The following is a 19188-nucleotide window of genomic DNA, read 5'->3' as shown; positions in this document are numbered from 1 at the left end:
CACGCCGCCAACAACCCCGCCCCCACCCCCAACACCTTCATCTACGTCGTCACCGACACCACCACCCTGCACACCGCAAGAGAATCCGCCCAGACGGTAAAGCAAGACCAACCCGCACCCACCGAGCCCGAGCCCCAGCCTGAGGCTGAGGCTGAGGCTGAGTCCGGGACTGAGGCCGGCTCTGCCTCGCGGGCAGAGCTGCGCCCGCAGCCCGCCGAAGAACAATCGACGCCGCAGGCCGAGGTCGACGCTGACCCCGCGCAGGACGAGAACGAGACCGAGACCGAGACCGAGGACGAGGACGAGGACGGGGCTGAGGACACCACGGAGCCAAAGCCGGCTTCCCCGGCCGACTCGGCGACCGCGTCGTCGCCGAAAGCCGCGCTGATCTTCGGCGCCGGACTGGTCCCCGCCGCCGGGCTGCACCCGCTGCTGAGCAACGCCCGCATCCGCGAAATCATCCACCCCGGCGACAGCCCCGCCGAGCCCCGCTACCTGCCCTCCCGCGCACTGGCCGAGTTCATCCGCTGCCGCGACCTGACCTGTCGCTTCCCGCTGTGCGACATCGCAGCCACCAAAGCCGACATCGACCACACCGTGCCCCACCCCATCGGCCCCACCCACGCCTCAAACCTCAAGTGCCTCTGCCGTTTTCACCACTTGCTCAAAACGTTCTGGTGCGGACCCGACGGCTGGACCGACCGGCAATACCCCGACGGCACCATCGAATGGGTCAGCCCCACCGGCCACACGTATCTCACCAAACCCGGCAGCGCCCTGCTGTTCCCGGCCCTGTGCAAACCCACCGCCACCCTCTGGACCAACGAGCCACCACCCCCACCACCCACCGACCAACGACGCGGCATCATGATGCCCCGGCGGCGATACACCCGCGCCCAAGCCCAAACCCGCTACAACCAAGTCCTCCGCCGCATCAACGAAGCAACCCCGACCGACAACGGAGACGAACTCCTCCCACCACCCAACGACGCACCCCCGTTCTGAGCAGCCCGTAAGCTGCCCGGGTGGCCGAGCCCCCGATCTCACCGCAGCTGAGCCTGCGCACCCAGATCTGGCGTTTCCTGCTCACGGGAGGGTTCGCGGCCGTCGTCGACTTCGGTCTGTATGTCGCGCTGCTGGCCGTCGGGTTGCACGTCAACGTCGCCAAGACCCTCAGTTTCATCGCAGGCACCACCACCGCCTACCTGATCAACCGGCGGTGGACGTTCCAGGCGCCGCCCAGCACCGCGCGGTTCATCGCCGTCGTCGTCCTCTACGCGATCACCTACGCCGTGCAGGTCGGCATCAACTACGTGCTCTATCTGGAATGGGAGAATCAGCCCTGGCAGGTGCCGGTCGCCTTCGTCATCGCCCAGGGCACCGCCACCGTCATCAACTTCATCGTCCAGCGCACGGTGATCTTCCGGCTCCGCTGAATGATCAGCCCCAACCGGTACCCTCTGTGACGATGTTTGGCACCGAAGTCCCGACGACCCCGCGACGGCTGACCGGCTGGGGTCGCACCTCGCCGACGGTGGCGCACGTCCTTTCGACGCCAGACCCCGAGGTGATCGCCACCGCCGTCACCCGCGCCGCCGACCAAGGGGGACGCGGCGTCCTGGCACGCGGACTGGGCCGGTCCTACGGCGACAACGCGCAGAACGGCGGCGGCCTGGTCGTCGACATGACCGCACTCAACCGGATCCACTCCATCGACGCCGACGGCGCCCTCGTCGACGTCGACGCCGGCGTCAACCTCGACCAACTCATGCGTGCCGCGCTGCCCCTCGGACTGTGGGTGCCGGTGCTGCCCGGCACCCGACAGGTCACCGTGGGCGGCGCAATCGCCTGCGACATCCACGGCAAGAACCACCACAGCGCCGGAAGCTTCGGCAACCACGTGCGTGGCATCGACCTGCTGACCGCCGACGGGCAGGTGCGGCACCTGACTCCGACCGGCCCGGACAGCGAGTTGTTCTGGGCCACGGTCGGCGGCAACGGTCTGACCGGGATCATCCTGCGCGCCACCATCGCGATGACCCCCACCGAGACGGCCTACTTCATCGCCGACGGCGACGTCACCGGCAGCCTCGACGAAACCATCGCCTTCCACAGCGACGGCACCGAGGACAACTACACCTACTCCAGCGCGTGGTTCGACGCGATCAGCGCACCACCGAAGCTGGGCCGGGCGGTGATCTCCCGCGGATCACTGGCCACCCTCGACCAGCTGCCGGACAAGCTCCAGAAAGACCCGCTGAAATTCGATGCGCCGCAATACTTCACGGCGCCCGATGTGTTCCCGAACGGCCTGGGCAACAAGTACACCTTCGGCGCAATGACCGAGCTCTGGTACCGCATGGGCAAGACCTACCGCGGCAAGGCGCAGAACCTGACGCAGTTCTACCACCCCCTCGACATGGTCGGGGAATGGAACCGCGCCTACGGCAAAGTCGGTTTCGCGCAATACCAGTTCGTCGTGCCGACCGAGGCCGTCGACGAGTTCAAGCGCATCATGGTCGACATCCAGCGCTCAGGACATCCGTCGTTCCTCAACGTGTTCAAGCTCTTCGGACCGGGCAATAGTGCTCCGCTGAGTTTCCCGATCCCCGGGTGGAACGTGTGCGTGGACTTCCAGATCACGCCCGGGCTCAACGCCTTCCTCAACGGCCTCGACAAGCGGGTACTGGAGTTCGGCGGACGGCTCTACACCGCCAAGGATTCCCGCACCACCGCCGAAACCTTCCACGCCATGTACCCACGCATCGACGAGTGGATCTCGGTGCGTCGCAAGGTCGATCCCGATGGGGTCTTCGCTTCCGACATGGCCCGACGACTGGAGTTGCTGTAGATGGTGTTCGACGCGACGGGTAACCCACAGGCGATCCTGCTCCTCGGCGGTACCTCCGAGATCGGCCTGGCGATCTGCGAGCGCTATCTGCGCGACGCCAAAGCCCGTGTGGTGCTGGCCTGCATGCCCGGTGACCCGCTGCGCGACGCCGCCAAGCAACAACTCGAGCAGGCCGGAGCACGAGAGGTCGAGGTGATCGACTTCGACGCCGTCGACACCGACAGCCACCCGAACGTGATCGCCCAGGCCTGGGCGGGCGGTGACATCGACGTGGCCATCGTCGCGTTCGGCCTGCTCGGCGACGCCGAGGAGCTGTGGCAGAACCAGCGCAAGGCTGTGCAGATCGCCGAGATCAACTACACCGCAGCGGTTTCCGTCGGTGTGCTGGTCGGCGAGAAGATGCGCGCCCAGGGCTTCGGCCAGATCATCGCGATGAGCTCGGCCGCAGGCGAGCGTGTTCGCCGGTCCAACTTCGTCTACGGCTCCACCAAGGCCGGCCTCGACGGCTTCTATCTCGGGCTCGGAGAGGCCCTGCGCGAGTACGGGGTTCGCGTTCTGGTGATCCGGCCCGGGCAGGTACGCACCCGGATGAGCGCGCACGTCAAGGAAGCCCCGCTGACCGTCGACAAGGAGTACGTCGCCGAACTCGCGGTCACCTCGGCGGCCAAGGGCAAGGAGCTGGTGTGGGCTCCCGGCGCGTTCCGTTACGTGATGATGGTGCTGCGCCACATCCCCCGTCCGATCTTCCGCAAGCTGCCCATCTGATGCGCAGCGCTCTGGCCGCGCCGGCGAAGGTCGCAGGCCAGATGGTCGTCGCGACCGCCGTGGCGGTAGCGGTCGCGGTGGTCAGTCTGGTGGCGATCGCGCGCGTCGAATGGCCCGCCTACAACTCGTCGAACCAGCTGCACGCGCTGACCACGGTCGGCCAGGTCGGATGTCTGGTCGGGTTGCTCGCCAGCGGACTGCTCTGGCGTCGCGGACGCCACACTCTGGCGCGGATCGGCGCGCTGCTGTTCCTCGCCGCGTTCTCGGTCGTCACACTCGCGATGCCGCTCGGAGCCACCCGGCTGTATCTGTTCGGCATCTCCGTCGACCAACAGTTCCGCACCGAATACCTGACCCGCCTTGCCGATTCGCCGGCCCTGAACGACATGACCTACATCGGTCTGCCGCCGTTCTATCCCCCGGGCTGGTTCTGGCTCGGTGGCCGCCTCGCCGACCTGGCCGGCATGCCCGCCTGGGAGATGTTCAAGCCCTGGTCGATCATCTCCATCACGATCGCGATCGTGCTGGCGCTGGTCCTGTGGGCCGCCATGATCCGGTTCGAGTACGCGCTGGTGGTCTCCACCGCGACCGCGGCCGCGGCGCTGGCCTACTCCCCGGCCGAGCCTTACGCCGCCATCATCGCCGTGCTGCTGCCGCCGATCTTCGTGCTGGCGTGGTCGGGCCTGCGCGCGGGGACCAGAGGGGGTGGTTGGGCCGCGATCGTCGGCACCGGCATCTTCCTCGGCGTGGCCGCGCTGTTCTACACGCTGCTGCTGGCCTATGCCGCCCTGACACTGACGGTGATGGCGCTGCTGGTCGCCGCCTCCCGCAGACATTGGGAGCCGTTACTGCGATTGGGCGCCATCGCCGGCATCTCCGGGCTGCTCGCGCTGATCGGCTGGGGCCCCTACCTGCTGGCCGCCGCCCGCGGCACCCCCGCCGAAACCGGTACCGCCCAGCACTATCTGCCCAAGGACGGCGCCGAACTGTCCTTCCCAATGCTGCAGTTCACGCTGCTCGGAGCGCTGTGCATGCTCGGCACGATGTGGCTGGTCGTCTACGCGCGCACCTCCACCCGCGCAGGCGCGCTCGCCGTCGCCGTGCTGACCGTGTATCTGTGGTCGCTGCTGTCGATGCTGACGACGTTGCTGGGCACCACGCTGCTGTCGTTCCGGCTGCAGCCGACGCTGACGATCCTGTTGGCCGCCGCCGGCGCCTTCGGGTTCCTCGAGGTGACCCGCGCGGCCGCGGCGCGGGTGCAGCGCACCAACGCGGGCAAGGTGGTCGCGGTGGCCACCGTGATCGGCGGGCTGGGTGCCGTCACGTTCAGCCAGGACATCCCCGACGTGCTGCGGTCGGACATCGTCGTCGCCTACACCGACACCGACGGCTACGGCGAACGCGCCGACCGCCGGCCACCCGGAGCCGAGCAGTACTACCGCAAGGTCGACGACCGCATCCAGGACGTCACCGGGAAGCCGCGTAACGAGACGGTGGTGCTCACCGCCGACTACAGCTTCCTGTCCTACTACCCCTACTACGGATTCCAGGGCCTGACGTCGCACTACGCGAACCCGCTGGCGCAGTTCGAGCAGCGCGCCGCGGCGATCGAGAGCTGGGCCAGGCTGGACGACGCCGACGAGTTCATCGCTGCGCTCGACGACCTGCCGTGGGAGCCGCCGACGGTGTTCCTGCTGCGCCGCGGCGCCAACGACACGCTCACCCTGCGTCTGGCCGAGGACGTGTACCCCAACCAGCCCAACGTGCGCCGCTACCACGTGTCCTTCGACGAGGCGCTGTTCGACGATCCGCGCTTCGACGTGTCCACGATCGGCCCGTTTGTGCTGGCCATCCGCAAGCCAATTACCATCTAGCCCCGTGGTCCGACGGGTGAGGGGCAGTAACCACCGCACCGCGCGGCTGACCGCGATCGTCGCGGGCCTGCTGGGCACGCTGCTGGCGATCGCCACGCCGCTGCTGCCGGTCACGCAGACCACCGCGCAACTGAACTGGCCGCAGAACGACGTACTGGCCAGCGTCGACGCTCCGCTGATCGGCTACGTCGCCACCGACCTCGAGATCACCGTGCCCTGCAGTGTGGCCGCGGGACTGGACCGGCCCGGCCGCAACATCCTGCTGTCGACGGTGCCCAAGCAGGCCCCCAAGGCCATCGACCGCGGGCTGCTCATCGAACGCGTCAACAACGACGTGCTGGTGATCGTGCGCAACACCCCGGTGGTCAGCGCTCCGCTGGATGCGGTGCTCAGCCCGGACTGCCGTGAGCTGACGTTCACCGCGCACGCCGACAAGGTCACCGGCGAGTTCGTCGGCCTCACCCAGGGACAGGCCAACGAGAACGCCGAGAACCCCGACGAACCGCTGCGCGGCGAACGCGGCGGCTACGACTTCCGTCCGCAGATCGTCGGGGTCTTCACCGACCTGTCCGGACCCGCGCCGCCCGGCCTGCAGTTCTCCGCCACCATCGACACGCGCTACAGCACCACCCCCACGCTGCTGAAGCTGCTGGCGATGATCATCGGCGTCGCGATGACCGTCGTCGCGCTGGGTGCGCTGCACGTGCTCGACCGGGCCGACGGACGACGCCACAAGCGGTTCCTGCCGTCACGCTGGTGGTCGTTCCGCCCGCTCGACGGTCTGGTCACCGCCGTGCTGGTGTGGTGGCACTTCGTCGGCGCCAACACCGCCGATGACGGCTACATCCTGACCATGGCCCGCGTCTCGGAGAACGCCGGCTACATGGCCAACTACTACCGCTGGTTCGGCACGCCCGAGGCGCCGGTCGGCTGGTACTACGACCTGCTCGCCCTGTGGGCGCATGTCAGCACCGCCAGCGTGTGGATGCGCCTGCCCACCCTGCTGATGGCGCTGGCCTGCTGGTGGTTGATCAGCCGGGAGGTCATTCCGCGGCTCGGGTCGGCGGTCAAGCACAGCCGCGCCGCGGCCTGGACGGCCGCCGGTCTGTTCCTGGCGTTCTGGCTGCCCCTGAACAACGGCCTGCGTCCCGAACCGATCATCGCGCTGGGCATCCTGCTGACCTGGTGCTCGGTGGAGCGCGGCGTGGCCACCAGCCGGCTGCTGCCGGTCGCGGTCGCCATCATCATCGGGGCACTGACGCTGTTCTCCGGCCCGACCGGCATCGCCGCGATCGGCGCGCTGCTGGTCGCGATCGGCCCGCTGAAGACGATCGTCGCGGCGCATGTCTCGCGGTTCGGCTACTCGGCGTTGCTGGCCCCCATCGCGGCCGCCGGCACCGTCACGATCTTCCTGATCTTCCGGGACCAGACGCTGGCCGCCGAACTCGACGCCACCAGCTTCAAGTCCGCGGTCGGACCGAGTCTGGCCTGGTTCGACGAACACATCCGGTACTCACGTCTGTTCACCACCAGTCCCGACGGATCGGTGGCGCGCCGCTTCGCGGTGCTGACCCTGCTGCTGGCGCTGGCGGTGTCGATCGCGATGACGTTGCGGCGCAGCCGGATCCCGGGCACCGCGAAAGGCCCGAGCCAACGCATCATCGGGATCACCGTCATCTCGATCCTGGCGATGATGTTCACCCCGACGAAGTGGACGCACCACTTCGGGGTGTTCGCCGGCCTGGCGGGGTGCCTGGGCGCTCTGGCCGCCGTCGCCGTCTCGGCCGCGGCCATGCGGTCCCGCCGCAACCGCACGATCTTCGCCGCGGCGGTGCTGTTCATCACCGCACTGTCGTTCGCCACCGTCAACGGCTGGTGGTACGTCTCCAATTTCGGTGTCCCCTGGTCCAACTCGTTCCCCGAGTGGAAGTTCGGCTTCACGACCATCCTGCTGGGCCTGTCGGTGCTCGCGCTGCTGTTGGCGGCGTGGTTCCACTTCTCCGGCCGTGACGGCTCACCCACCAACGGGGGACGACGATGGCGAACCGTGGCCCAGGCGCCGCTGGCGATCGCGACGTGGGCGCTGGTCACCTTCGAAGTGGTGTCGCTGACGGCGGCGATGATCGGCCAGTATCCGGCCTGGACGGTGGGCCGCTCGAATCTGGAGGCCCTGACCGGAAAGACGTGCGGCATGGCCGAAGACGTCATGGTCGAACAGGACCCCACGGCCGGACTGCTCACCCCGATCGACGTACCGCCCGGGGAAGCGCTCGGCAGCGAGCTCGCAGACGGCTTCGGTCCCAACGGGATTCCGTCCGACATCTCCGCAGACCCGGTGATGGAACAACCCGGTTCGAGCAACTTCGCCGACAGCGACAGCGGCGTGGTCACCGGCAGCGAAGCCGGCACCGAAGGCGGAACCACCGCAGCGGCCGGCATCAACGGCTCGCGCGCCCGGCTGCCCTACGGACTGGACCCTGCGCGCACCGCGGTGATGGGCAGCTGGCGCGCCGGCACGCAACAGCCGGCATCCCTGCGTTCGGCCTGGTACCGGTTGCCCGACGACTGGCGTGACGGCGACCGCACCGATTCGCTGTTGGTGATCGCCGCGGCGGGCCGGTTCGACCAGGGCGAAGTGGTGGTGCAGTGGGCCCGCGAGGACGGGGAGCCAGGCGGCAGCGTGGACTTCGCCGACGTCGGCGCCGCCCCGGCGTGGCGCAACCTGCGTGCCCCGCTGACCTCGATCCCCGCCGACGCCACCCGCATCCGCGTCGTCGCCAACGACGACGACCTGGACCCGCAGCACTGGATCGCGGTCACTCCGCCACGTATCCCGACCCTGCGCACCCTGCAGGACGTCGTCGGGTCCGAAGATCCGGTGCTGCTGGACTGGCTCGTCGGCTTGGCGTTCCCGTGCCAGCGGCCCTTCGACCATCGCAACGGCGTCATCGAGGTGCCCAAGTGGCGGATCCTGCCCGACCGGTTCGGCGCCGAGGCCAACTCCCCGGTGATGGACTATCTGGGCGGTGGTCCGCTCGGCATCACCGAGCTGCTGCTGCGCGCCACATCGGTGCCGACGTACCTCAAACACGACTGGTTCCGCGACTGGGGCGCCCTGCAGCAGCTCACGCCGTACTACCCCGACGCCGAACCCGCGCAACTGGATCTCGGTTCGACAACGCGCAGCGGCCTGTGGCGCCCGGCGCCGCTGCGCCTGAGCTGACTCCGTCTACCATCGACCCTCGTGCCCGCCCCCACCGCTCGTCTCGTCGCGTTCTTCGCGGGGCTGCTGGGGATCGCGCTGTGTGCGGTCACACCGTTTCTCCCGGTCACCCAGACCACCGCGACGATCAACTGGCCCCAGTCGGTCGGCGACGACGGGTTCGTCAGTGACATCACCGCCCCGCTGGTCTCGGGCGCGCCGCGCTCGCTGACCGTCACCATCCCGTGCCGGGCGGTGGCGAACATGCCCGACGACGCCGGCGTGGTGTTCTCGACGATCCCGTCCGGCGGCATCGACGCCGGCCGCAACGGACTGTTCGTCCGCGCCAACGACGACGTGGTCTACGTCGCGTTCCGCGACACCGTCGCCGCGGTCGCGCCGCGCGCCGACGTCGACGCCGGCGCCTGCTCCGAGCTGCGGATCTGGGCCGACGTCAGTGCGGTCGGCGCGGACTTCGTCGGTATCCCGGGTGCGGCAGGCACGTTGAGCGTCGACAAGCGTCCACAGGTGGCGGGCGCGTTCACCGACCTCGAGGTCGGAATGGACGCGGGCCTGGCCGCGCGCGTGGACGTCGACACCCGCTTCATCACCTCCCCGACGGCGTTGAAGACCGCCGTGATGGTGCTCGGCGTGCTGTGCGTGATCGCCTCGATCGGGGCGCTGGCCGTGCTGGACCGCACGGCGGGACGCCGCCTGCGTGCACGGCGGCGACGGGTCGGGCTGTCCACCTGGCTGGCCGACGCCGGCGTCGTCGGCGCCCTGCTGGTGTGGCACGTGGTGGGACCACCGTCCTCCGACGACGGGTACAACGCGACGATCGCGCGGGTGTCGTCGGAAGCGGGCTACCTGACCAACTACTTCCGGTACTTCGGCGCGTCCGAAGCCCCGTTCGACTGGTATCAGGCCGTGCTCGCGCAACTCGCCTCGGTCAGCACCGCGAGTGTGTGGATGCGGCTGCCCGCGACCCTGGCCGCCATCGCGACGTGGCTGATCATCAGTCGCTGCGTCCTGCCCCGGCTGGGGCGACGCATCGCGGACAACAAGGTCGCGGTGTGGACGACCGCCGCGGTGTTCCTGGTTGCGTGGCTGCCGTTCAACAACGGGTTGCGTCCCGAACCGCTGATCGCGTTCGCCACCGTCGCGGTGTGGATGCTCGTCGAGCAGGCGATCGGAACCCGACGGCTGTGGCCGGCCGCGGTCGCGGTGATCATCGCGATGTTCGCCGTCACGTTGGCACCGCAGGGCCTCATCGCGTTGGCGCCGTTGCTGGCGGGCGCACGGGCACTGACCCGGCTGATCGCGGCCCGCCGGGCCACCGACGGTCTGGGCGCCACCCTGACCCCGCTGGTTGCGGCAGCCTCGCTGGTATTCGTCATCGTGTTCCGGGCCCAGACGCTGGCCACCGTCGCCGAGTCGATCCGCATCAAGTACGTCGTCGGACCGACGATCCCCTGGTACCAGGAGTTCCTGCGCTACTACTTCCTGACCGTCGAGGACAGCGTCGACGGCTCGATGACCAGGCGTTTCGCGGTGCTGATCCTGCTGCTGTGCCTGTTCGGTGTGATCATGGTGCTGCTGCGCCGCGGCTCGGTGCCCGGCGCCATCAGCCCGCCGCTGTGGCGGTTGGTGGGCACCACCGGGGTGGGTCTGCTGCTGCTCACCGTGACCCCGACCAAGTGGGCCATCCAGTTCGGGGCGTTCGCCGGGTTGGCGGGCGCGCTCGGCGGCGTCACCGCGTTCGCGTTCGCCCGGGTCGGGCTGCATTCGCGACGCAACCTCGCGCTGTATGTCACCGCGCTGCTGTTCGTGCTGGCCTGGGCGACCTCCGGCATCAACGGCTGGTTCTACGTCGGCAACTACGGGGTCCCGTGGTTCGACAAACAGCCGGTGATCTTCGGCTACCCGGTGACGACCATCTTCCTGGTGCTCGCCATCGCCTGCGGCCTGCTGGCGGGGTGGCTGCACTTCCGCATCGACTACGCCGGCCACACCGAGGTCGCCGACACCGGGCGCAACCGTGCGCTGGCGTCCACCCCGCTGTTGGTCGTCGCGACGATCATGGTGGTGCTCGAAATCGGTTCGATGGTCAAGGCCACCGTCGGGCGCTACCCGGTCTACACCACCGGCGCGGCCAACCTGGCGGCGCTGACCTCCGACACCAGTTGCGCGATGGCCGACCACGTCCTCGTCGAACCCGACACCAACGCCGGGCTGCTCGAGCCGGTGCCCGGCCAGCGGTACGGCCAGTACGGCCCGCTCGGCGGTGAGAATCCGGTCGGGTTCACCCCCAACGGCGTCAGCGACACCCTCGAACCCGCCGAACCGGTGGCCGCCAACCCCGGAACGGTGAACTCCGACGGTCCGATCGACAAACCGAACATCGGCGTCGGTTACGCCGCGGGCACCGGCGGTGGGTACGGACCGGAGGGCGTCAACGGCTCCCGGGTGTTCCTGCCGTTCGGGCTGGATCCCGACCGGGTACCGGTGATGGGCAGTTTCGACGAGAACACCATCGCGGCCGAGGCCACCTCCGCCTGGTACCAGCTGCCGCCCCGCACCCCCGAACGCCCGCTGGTGACCGTCGCCGCGGCCGGCGCGATCTGGTACTACGAGGAAGACGGCTCCTTCAACTACGGGCAGTCCCTGAAGCTGCAGTGGGGCGTGCACCGACCCGACGGCACCTACCAGGCGCTCAACGAAGTGCAGCCGATCGACATCTTCCAGCAGAAGGCGTGGCGCAACCTGCGCTTCCCGCTGTCGTGGGCGCCGCCGGAGGCCAACGTGGTGCGCATCGTCGCCGACGACCCGAACCTGTCCGAGGACCAGTGGTTCGCGTTCACGCCACCGCGGGTGCCCGTGCTGGAGACCGCGAGTGACTTCCTGGGCTCGCAGACCCCGGTCCTGATGGACATCGCGACCGCGTCGAACTTCCCGTGTCAGCGGCCATTCGCCCAGCACCTCGGGGTCGCCGAGCTGCCGGAGTACCGGATCCTGCCGAACTTCAAGCAGATGGTGGCGTCGTCGAACCAGTGGCAGTCCGCCGAGGACGGCGGCCCGTTCCTGTTCATCCAGGCGTTGCTGCGCACGGCGACGATCCCGACCTATCTGCGGGGCGACTGGTACCGCGACTGGGGTTCGATCGAGCGCTACCTGCGGGTGGTGCCGGCTGACGAGGCGCCGAACGCGGTGATCGAGGAGGGAACGACGCGGGTGTTCGGGTGGAGTCGCGGCGGACCGATCAGGGCGCTGCCGTGAACGGCAATTCGGGTAAAGCCGTGAACGGCAAATCGGGTCCTGCCGTGAGTGATGTGAAGACGGCGCGCTGGGTCGCCACGATCGCCGGTCTGCTCGGGATGCTGCTGGCCATCGCGACGCCGCTGCTGCCCGTCACCCAGACCACCGCCACGCTGAACTGGCCGCAGCAGGGCGAGTTGGACAACGTCACCGCCCCGCTGATCTCCCAGGCGCCGGTGGACCTGACCGCGACCATCCCGTGCGAGGTGGTGGCCGGAATGCGCGCCGACGGCGGCCTGGTGCTGGGCACCGCACCGGCGGAAGGCCGCGACGCGGCATTGAACGCGATGCTGGTCAACGTCACCGAGTCGCGCGTCGACGTCATCGTGCGCAACGTCGTGGTCGCCAGCGTCGAGCGCGACCGCCTCGGTGGCTGCTCGACCATCGAGATCACGTCGAACCTGGACGGGACGTACGCCGAGTTCGTCGGCCTGACCCAGGAGGAGGGTGAGGACGCGGGCTCGCCGCAGCGCACCGGCTACCCGGACCCGAACCTACGGCCCGCGATCGTGGGCGTGTTCACCGACCTCGTCGGCCCCGCACCGCCCGGTCTGTCGCTGTCGGCGACCATCGATACGCGCTTCACCACGCAACCCACCGCGCTCAAGCTCGCCGCGATCCTGCTCGCCATCGCCTGCACCGCGATCGCGCTGCTGGCGCTGTGGCGGCTGGACCGGCTCGACGGTCGGCGCATGCAGCGCCTCATCCCGACCCGCTGGCGCACCGTCACCCCCGTCGACGGGGCGGTCGTCGGCGGCTTCGCGCTCTGGTACGTCATCGGCGCCAACTCCTCCGACGACGGCTACATCCTGGGCATGGCCCGGGTGGCCGAGCACGCCGGCTACATGTCGAACTATTTCCGGTGGTTCGGCAGCCCCGAGGACCCGTTCGGCTGGTATTACAACCTGCTGGCCCTGATGACGCAGGTCAGCACCGCCAGCATCTGGATGCGGTTGCCCGACCTGGTGTGCTCGCTGATCTGCTGGCTGCTGCTCTCCCGCGAGGTGCTGCCCCGCCTCGGACCCGCGGTGGCGGCCAGTCGCCCCGCACTGTGGGCGGCCGGCCTGGTGCTGCTGGGTGCGTGGATGCCGTTCAACAACGGGCTGCGCCCGGAGGGTCAGATCGCCACCGGCGCGCTGGTGACCTACGTGCTGATCGAGCGCGCCATCCGGTCCGGCCGGCTCACACCGGCCGCGTTCGCGATCATCACCGCGGCGTTCACCCTGGGTATCCAACCCACCGGGCTGATCGCGGTGGCCGCGCTGGTGGCCGGTGGTCGACCGATCCTGCGGATCCTGATGCGCCGTCGGCAATGGGTGGGGACGTGGCCGCTGCTCGCGCCGCTGCTGGCCGCGGGCACGATCGTGCTGGCCGTGGTGTTCGCCGACCAGACGCTGGCAACGGTGCTGGAAGCCACCAGGATCCGGACCGCGATCGGGCCGAGCCAGGAGTGGTACACCGAGAACCTGCGCTACTACTACCTGGTACTGCAGACCACCGACGGGGCCGTGGCACGCCGCTTCGCGTTCCTGTTCACCGCGATGTGTCTGTTCCCGTCGCTGTTCATGATGCTGCGCCGCAAACGGGTGCCCGGTGTGGCCCGCGGACCCGCCTGGCGGTTGATGGGCGTGATCTTCGCGACGATCTTCTTCCTGATGTTCACCCCCACCAAGTGGATCCACCACTTCGGGTTGTTCGCGGCGGTCGGCGGCGCGATGGCCGCGCTGGCCACGGTGCTGGTGTCGCGCGCGGTGCTGCGCTCGGCACGTAACCGGATGGTGTTCCTGGCGTTGGTGTTCTTCGTGCTCGCCCTGTGCTTCGCGTCGACCAACGGCTGGTGGTACGTCTCGAATTTCGGTGTGCCGTACAACAACTCGGTGCCCCAGCTCGGCGGCATCACCGTCAGTGCCGTGTTCTTCGCGCTGTTCGTCGTGACCGCGGTGTGGGCTTTCCTGCTGCATCTGTCACCGGGACGGGGCGCCCGGGTGGTCGACAAGCTGACCGCGGCACCGATCCCGATCGCCGCCGGCTTCATGGTCGTGGTGATGGTCGCCTCGATGGCCATGGGAATGGTCCGCCAGTACCCGACCTACTCCAACGGGTGGGCCAACATCCGCGCATTCGTCGGCGGTTGCGGACTCGCCGACGACGTCCTGGTCGAACCCGACTCCAACGCGGGCTTCCTGCAACCACTTCCGGGCCAGCCGACCGGGCCGCTCGGCGCACTCGGCGGCGCGAACCCGACGGGCTTCTCCCCCAACGGAGTTCCCGACCGCATCATCGCCGAGGCCATCCGGCTGAACAATCCGCAGCCCGGTACCGACTACGACTGGAACCGGCCGATCGAGCTGTCGGAGCCGGGGGTCAACGGCTCGACGGTGCCGCTGCCCTACGGCCTGGACCCCGCCCGGGTCCCGGTGGCCGGCACGTACTCCGAAGCAGCGCAACAGGAAGCCAAACTGGCCTCGTCCTGGTACGCGCTGCCGGCACCGGACGACGCGCACCCGCTCGTGGTGATCACCGCGGCCGGGACGATCGCCGGACGCAGCGTGGCCGAGGGCGTGAGCTCCGGTCAGACCGTCGAACTCGAATACGCCACCCCGGGACCCGACGGCGCACCCGTTCCCGCGGGCCGCGTCCAGCCGTACGACATCGGCCCGACACCGTCGTGGCGCAACCTGCGCTACCCGCGCGAGGCCGTCCCGGCCGACGCGGTCGCCGTCCGCGTGATCGCCGAGGACCTCAACCTCGGCCAGGGCGACTGGATCGCGGTGACGCCACCACGTGTGCCCGAACTGCAGTCGGTGCAGGAGTACGTCGGCTCCGACGAACCGGTGCTGATGGACTGGGCGGTCGGGCTGGCATTCCCGTGCCAGCAACCGATGCTGCACGCCAACGGTGTCACCGAGGTGCCGAGATTCCGGATCTCCCCGGACTACTACGCCAAACTGCAGAGCACCGACACCTGGCAGGACGGCATCAACGGCGGTCTGCTCGGGATCACCGACCTGTTGCTGCGCGCCTCGGTGATGTCGACCTACCTGTCCCGCGACTGGGGTCAGGACTGGGGATCGCTGCGTCGCTTCGACACCATCGTCGACGCCGAACCGGCCGAGATCGAGCTGGGCGAGACCACCCACTCCGGCCTCTACTCCCCCGGACCGATCCGGATCCAGCCGTAACGTACCCGACGGTAGGGTGCAGGATGGCGGACCATGTGAGGAGTAGGCGATCTTGGGTGCGCGCCGGTTTGTCCTGGTACTGACCCTCTTGATCGGGGGTCTGCTCTTGGCCCCCGCGGCGGGCGGCCAGCCCGGGCTTCCCGAACCCGAACCCGAGCCGCCGGTCACCGTGGCCATCCACACGCTGGAACCGTTCGTCATGCAGACCGACGCGGGCGAACTGACCGGGTTCAGCATCGACGTGTGGAACGAGGTCGCCCGCCGGCTGGGCCGGGAGACCGAGTTCACCACCACCGACAACGTCAACGGGCAGCTCTCGATGGTGGCCGAGCGGCGCGCCGACGTGGCGATCGGCGCGATCTCGCTGACCGCCGACCGTGAGCAGCGCTTCGATTTCTCCCAGCCCACCCTCGACGGCGGGCTGCAGATCATCGTGCCGGTCCATGACACCCGGCCGGCGGTGCCGGGCCTCGGCGGTTACCTCGACCTGCTCTTGTCGCGCACCATGTTGATCTGGCTGAGCGCCGCCGTGGTGGTCAGCGTGCTGCCCGCGCACCTGTTCTGGCTGATCGAACGGCGCGGTCCCCGGCCGGTGGTGGACCGCGCCTACTTCCCGGGCATCATCCAGGCGTTCAGCTGGGGCATCGGATCGCTGGTCGGCAAGAACAGCACCACCGCGTCGAAAGCCATCACCCAGGCGATGGCGATCCTGTGGGGTTTCGCCGGCATCGTCTTCGTGTCGTTCTACACCGCCAACCTCAGCGCCACGCTGACCGTCGCCAAGCTCGACGCGAAGATCACCGGTCCGGCCGACCTCTACGAGAAGGCGGTGGCCACCGTGGCCGACACCACGGCCGCGGACTTCCTGCGCGGCATGGGCATCGCCGCGACTGAGACCCGGACCATCGAGGAGTCCTACCACCTGCTGCGCGAAGAGGGTTACGACGCCGTGGTGTTCGACTCCCCGGTGCTGCGTTACTACGTCGCCCACCGCGGCGAGGGCGTGGCGGTGCTGGCCGGCCCGGTGTTCCAGGAGGAGAACCAGGGCTTCGTGTTCGACATCGGCAGCCCGTTGCGGAAACCGGTGAACCAGGCCCTGTTCCGGATGCGCGAAGACGGCACCTACAACCTGATCAAGGAGAAGTGGTTCGGTGACGCCATCGCCGCGACCGCCGGCGACACCAACTGATCAGATCTTCAGATCCCGGATGGGGTCGCTACCGTCCCAATCCTGCGCGGCGCTGCGCACCAGCTCGGCCATTGCCCGGGTGATGTCGTTGAGCACCATGATCTCCACGATCGCGACGGGGCCGGCGGGAGGTTCGAGGTAGGCGAACCGGACCGTGTTCTCGTCACCGCCGGACCACACCACCGGTAGCCCCGCCTCCTCGGCCGACCGGATCGCCTCATCGAAATCCTTGGCCCAGTAGGCGATCTGATGGAAACCGGGGCCGTGCTCGGCCAGGAACTCGGTGAAGATGCTCGGGGTGTCGTCGTCCTGCTGGATCAGCTCGACCTGCAGATCGCCGGTGTTGGCCATGGCGATCGACTGGACCACCTCGCAGGGTCGGCCGCGGTAGTCGACCCGGGCGGGGACTCCGCGCATCACGAACCACGGGCCGACGCCGAGCTGCAGCCACGACTGAATCGCCTCGTCGACGTCGGTGACCACGAACCCGATCTGCCGCACCGGCCCCGGCGGAAATCCCTTGCTCATCTGTCGTTGGCCTCCGGGTCGGTGTTCTCGGCGAGGATGTCGTTGTGGCAGTCCAGTTGACTGCGGCCGGTCTGCTCCACACACACCAGCACCGGGGCGTCGGCGGTGGCCGTGGGATGGGCCGACGGGTGGGCGATCTCGCCCGGATACTTCGACCACAGCGGTGCGCCCGACGACGCCAACCGCGCGCAGTACGCCGGTTCGCCCGCCTCGGTGATCCCGGCCGCGCCCAACGTCGCGCAGTCGGCGCCGACGACCACCACCGGCAGAGCCACCGCCCCCGGCGCCGAACCGGTCGCCTCGGCGCGGCCCTCACGTCGCTCGTACTGCGCCAGCAGGACCACCCCGGCCACCGCTGTCAGCGCCAGAATCGTCGCGGCGGCCACCGCGACCCACCGCCGCCGCGGCGTGCGCGGCGCCGCGGCACGCGCATACACCGTCGCCTCCGGATCGGCGGCCGATCCCGGCCGGTCGACCGCACTGCGGTTGCCCAGAGCACGCGCGAAGTCGACGCAACGGTCGAAGCGGTCGGACGGTAACTTCGCCAGCGCCTTCCCGAACACCGGTCCCAGCGAAGACAATTCGGGGCGGTGGTCGGCGATCGACGGCGGTTGCGCAGTCAGATGCCGGCTGATCACGATGGCCGGGTTCTCGTGCTTGAACGGCGGGGAACCCGTCAGCAACTGAAACGCGGTGGCCGCCAGGGCGTACTGGTCGGCGCGCCCGTCGATCTGCTCGTCGGCGGTCAACTGTTCGGGCGCCGAGTAGGCGACCGTCCCGACGGTCATGTTGGTGCCGGTCAGCGCGCTGACCTCGCCGACGCGGCGGGCGATCCCGAAGTCCGCCAGCATGATCCGTTCGTTCTCGGTCTCGGGGTCCGCGATCAGGATGTTGGCGGGTTTGACGTCGCGGTGCAGCAGTCCCTGCTGATGCGCATAGTCCAGCGCCTCCCCGACGGCCGACACGATGCGCGCGACCAGATCCGGCGGCATCCCGCCGGGATACCGCTCGGCCAGAAGTTTCGCCGCGTCGGTGCCCTCGACGTGATCCATCGAGAGCCACAGCCGACCTTCGAACTCGCCCCGGTCGTGCACCGCGACGATGTGCGGATGCCACAGCGTCGCGGCGATCTCGGCCTCGCGGTGGAACCGCTGCCGGTACTCCTCGTCGGCGCACACACTGGCCGACAGCACCTTCAGTGCGTCATAACGTGGCAGTCGGGGATGCTTGGCCAGATACACCTCGCCCATACCGCCCGCCCCCAAGAGCCGCGCGATCGTGTAGCCCGAGATCACCTCGCCGTCGCTGAGCGGCATGGGCGAATCCTAATGTCGAAGTGGCCCCCGTGTCAGGGAAGGCTGTCAGGGGCGATCGGTCGGAGCACCCAGATAGGGGAACTCCGGCAGCAGACCGGTGGGCTCGCTCAGTCCCGAGAAACCTTTCCGACCGTTGGTCAGGAACTTCGACCGGTAGTCGGCGACGTCGTCGGTCAGGGTGCGGCCGTTGGGGTACGCGACCGGCTTGGACGGGTTGTAGGTGAGCATGTCCGGCAGCGTGCCCTCGGCCTCGATCGCGGCGACCGCGTCCTCGCGGGTGTAGCCGCCGGTCTCGGCCATCAGCTCGATCAGGTGGGCCATCCAGCGGGTGCGGTCCTGGTTGGGTTCCCCGGAGCTGTACTCGGCCAACTCGTCCTCGGTGGTGAAGAAACCGCTGACCCAGGGATGGCCGACGCGGTCGGCGTGGATCCACTCCCGGTCGCGCAGCAGGCTGGCCCGCGCCCAGATCCGGACGTCGGGCTCGGCGCCCAGATAGGCCGTCGGCAGCTCCACGGCCATCGCGATGATGTTCGTGTCGGCGAAGGACGCATCGGCGCGCACCCCGGCGAACAGGTAGTACGAACCGGACTGCCACATCCGCGGCGTCGCGTCGAAGGACACCTCCACATCACCGAAGATCCGCGACCCGGCCGCGGCGTCGACGCGGGCGTCGGCCTGCAGCGCCAGATACACGTCGACCCGCTGCTTCGGTGCGGACTGCGCGCCGTAGGTCTCGCTGAAGACGAAGTTGAACGCGATGTCGTTGCGCAGGTCGCCGTCGTTGTCGATCGCGATGCGGTACACCGCGCCGGGACACATCGGGCCGGCGGCCGGGTTGGCCGTGAGGATCAGCGCAGTACGTTCGGGATCCTGAGGCGAACGGAAGACGTACAGGTCGCACAGATCCAGCCGCGGGTCACCCAGCGGCGCGCCTCGTCTGAGCCCGGTGAAATCAGTCGACACGCG

Annotated in this window: 11 protein-coding genes and 1 pseudogene; 9 read left to right on the top strand and 3 right to left on the bottom strand. The window is 69.0% G+C overall.

Translation table 11 applies throughout. From position 1 onward, the window contains the following. From ACAG25_RS06005 to ACAG25_RS05965, 9 genes and pseudogenes are all read left to right on the top strand, one after another. Positions 1-1005 (top strand): annotated as a pseudogene (locus ACAG25_RS06005) (HNH endonuclease); the annotation flags it as partial. A 35-nt stretch (positions 1006-1040) separates the two neighbouring features. Continuing rightward, the gene (locus ACAG25_RS06000) at positions 1041-1436 is read left to right on the top strand and encodes a GtrA family protein (protein WP_370487418.1); all 396 of its coding nucleotides are present in this window, start codon (positions 1041-1043) and stop codon (positions 1434-1436) included. Between the two features lie 32 nt (positions 1437-1468). Beyond that, complete coding sequence (locus ACAG25_RS05995) at positions 1469-2851, top strand: FAD-binding protein (RefSeq protein ID WP_370487380.1); 1383 nt, start codon at positions 1469-1471, stop codon at positions 2849-2851. Beyond that, positions 2852-3616 carry a decaprenylphospho-beta-D-erythro-pentofuranosid-2-ulose 2-reductase gene (locus ACAG25_RS05990; RefSeq protein WP_370487379.1) on the top strand — a complete coding sequence of 255 codons (765 nt, stop codon included), beginning with the start codon at positions 2852-2854 and terminating at the stop codon, positions 3614-3616. Beyond that, complete coding sequence (locus ACAG25_RS05985) at positions 3616-5490, top strand: galactan 5-O-arabinofuranosyltransferase (RefSeq protein ID WP_370487378.1); 1875 nt, start codon at positions 3616-3618, stop codon at positions 5488-5490. The genes ACAG25_RS05990 and ACAG25_RS05985 overlap by 1 nt, the downstream gene beginning before the upstream one ends. Then, complete coding sequence (locus tag ACAG25_RS05980; protein WP_370487377.1) at positions 5456-8713, top strand: arabinosyltransferase domain-containing protein; 3258 nt, start codon at positions 5456-5458, stop codon at positions 8711-8713. The genes ACAG25_RS05985 and ACAG25_RS05980 overlap by 35 nt, the downstream gene beginning before the upstream one ends. 21 nt (positions 8714-8734) lie before the next feature. Beyond that, positions 8735-11968 (top strand): arabinosyltransferase domain-containing protein, encoded by a 3234-nt coding sequence (locus ACAG25_RS05975; RefSeq protein WP_370487376.1) that lies wholly within the window; start codon positions 8735-8737, stop codon positions 11966-11968. 98 nt (positions 11969-12066) lie between these two features. Then, positions 12067-15189: an arabinosyltransferase domain-containing protein gene (locus tag ACAG25_RS05970; RefSeq protein ID WP_370487417.1), complete on the top strand. Its 3123-nt coding sequence runs from the start codon at positions 12067-12069 to the stop codon at positions 15187-15189. Positions 15190-15241: 52 nt separating this feature from the next. Further along, the gene (locus tag ACAG25_RS05965; protein WP_370487375.1) at positions 15242-16378 is read left to right on the top strand and encodes a transporter substrate-binding domain-containing protein; all 1137 of its coding nucleotides are present in this window, start codon (positions 15242-15244) and stop codon (positions 16376-16378) included. Here ACAG25_RS05965 and ACAG25_RS05960 read toward each other — a convergent pair whose 3' ends face one another. From ACAG25_RS05960 to ACAG25_RS05950, 3 genes are read right to left on the bottom strand one after another with little or no spacing between them, the layout of a single operon-like run. Continuing rightward, entirely contained in the window at positions 16379-16906 is a 528-nt protein-coding gene (locus tag ACAG25_RS05960; protein WP_370487374.1) for a VOC family protein, read from the bottom strand. Then, positions 16903-18222 carry a serine/threonine-protein kinase gene (locus ACAG25_RS05955; protein WP_370487373.1) on the bottom strand — a complete coding sequence of 440 codons (1320 nt, stop codon included), beginning with the start codon at positions 18220-18222 and terminating at the stop codon, positions 16903-16905. The genes ACAG25_RS05960 and ACAG25_RS05955 overlap by 4 nt, the downstream gene beginning before the upstream one ends. Before the next feature lie 45 nt (positions 18223-18267). Further along, positions 18268-19185, bottom strand: a complete 918-nt coding sequence (locus ACAG25_RS05950) for a DUF4331 family protein (protein ID WP_370487372.1) — start codon at positions 19183-19185, stop codon at positions 18268-18270. Between the last annotated feature and the right edge of the window lie 3 nt (positions 19186-19188).

It is taken from the genome of Mycobacterium sp. pV006 (genome assembly GCF_041287115.1).
In the GTDB taxonomy this organism is placed as follows: domain Bacteria; phylum Actinomycetota; class Actinomycetes; order Mycobacteriales; family Mycobacteriaceae; genus Mycobacterium.
Note: the sequence above shows the minus strand (reverse complement) of the source record. Positions and strands in the feature narration are given on the sequence as shown.

Excerpts from the sequence above, each read along its gene's own strand:
- ACAG25_RS05985 (WP_370487378.1), top strand. The coding sequence starts at position 3,616 with ATGCGCAGCGCTCTGGCCGCGCCGGCGAAGGTCGCAGGCCAGATGGTC.
- ACAG25_RS05970 (WP_370487417.1), top strand. The coding sequence starts at position 12,067 with ATGCTGCTGGCCATCGCGACGCCGCTGCTGCCCGTCACCCAGACCACC.
- ACAG25_RS05960 (WP_370487374.1), bottom strand. The coding sequence starts at position 16,906 with ATGAGCAAGGGATTTCCGCCGGGGCCGGTGCGGCAGATCGGGTTCGTG.
- ACAG25_RS05995 (WP_370487380.1), top strand. The coding sequence starts at position 1,469 with ATGTTTGGCACCGAAGTCCCGACGACCCCGCGACGGCTGACCGGCTGG.
- ACAG25_RS05990 (WP_370487379.1), top strand. The coding sequence starts at position 2,852 with ATGGTGTTCGACGCGACGGGTAACCCACAGGCGATCCTGCTCCTCGGC.
- ACAG25_RS05955 (WP_370487373.1), bottom strand. The coding sequence starts at position 18,222 with ATGCCGCTCAGCGACGGCGAGGTGATCTCGGGCTACACGATCGCGCGG.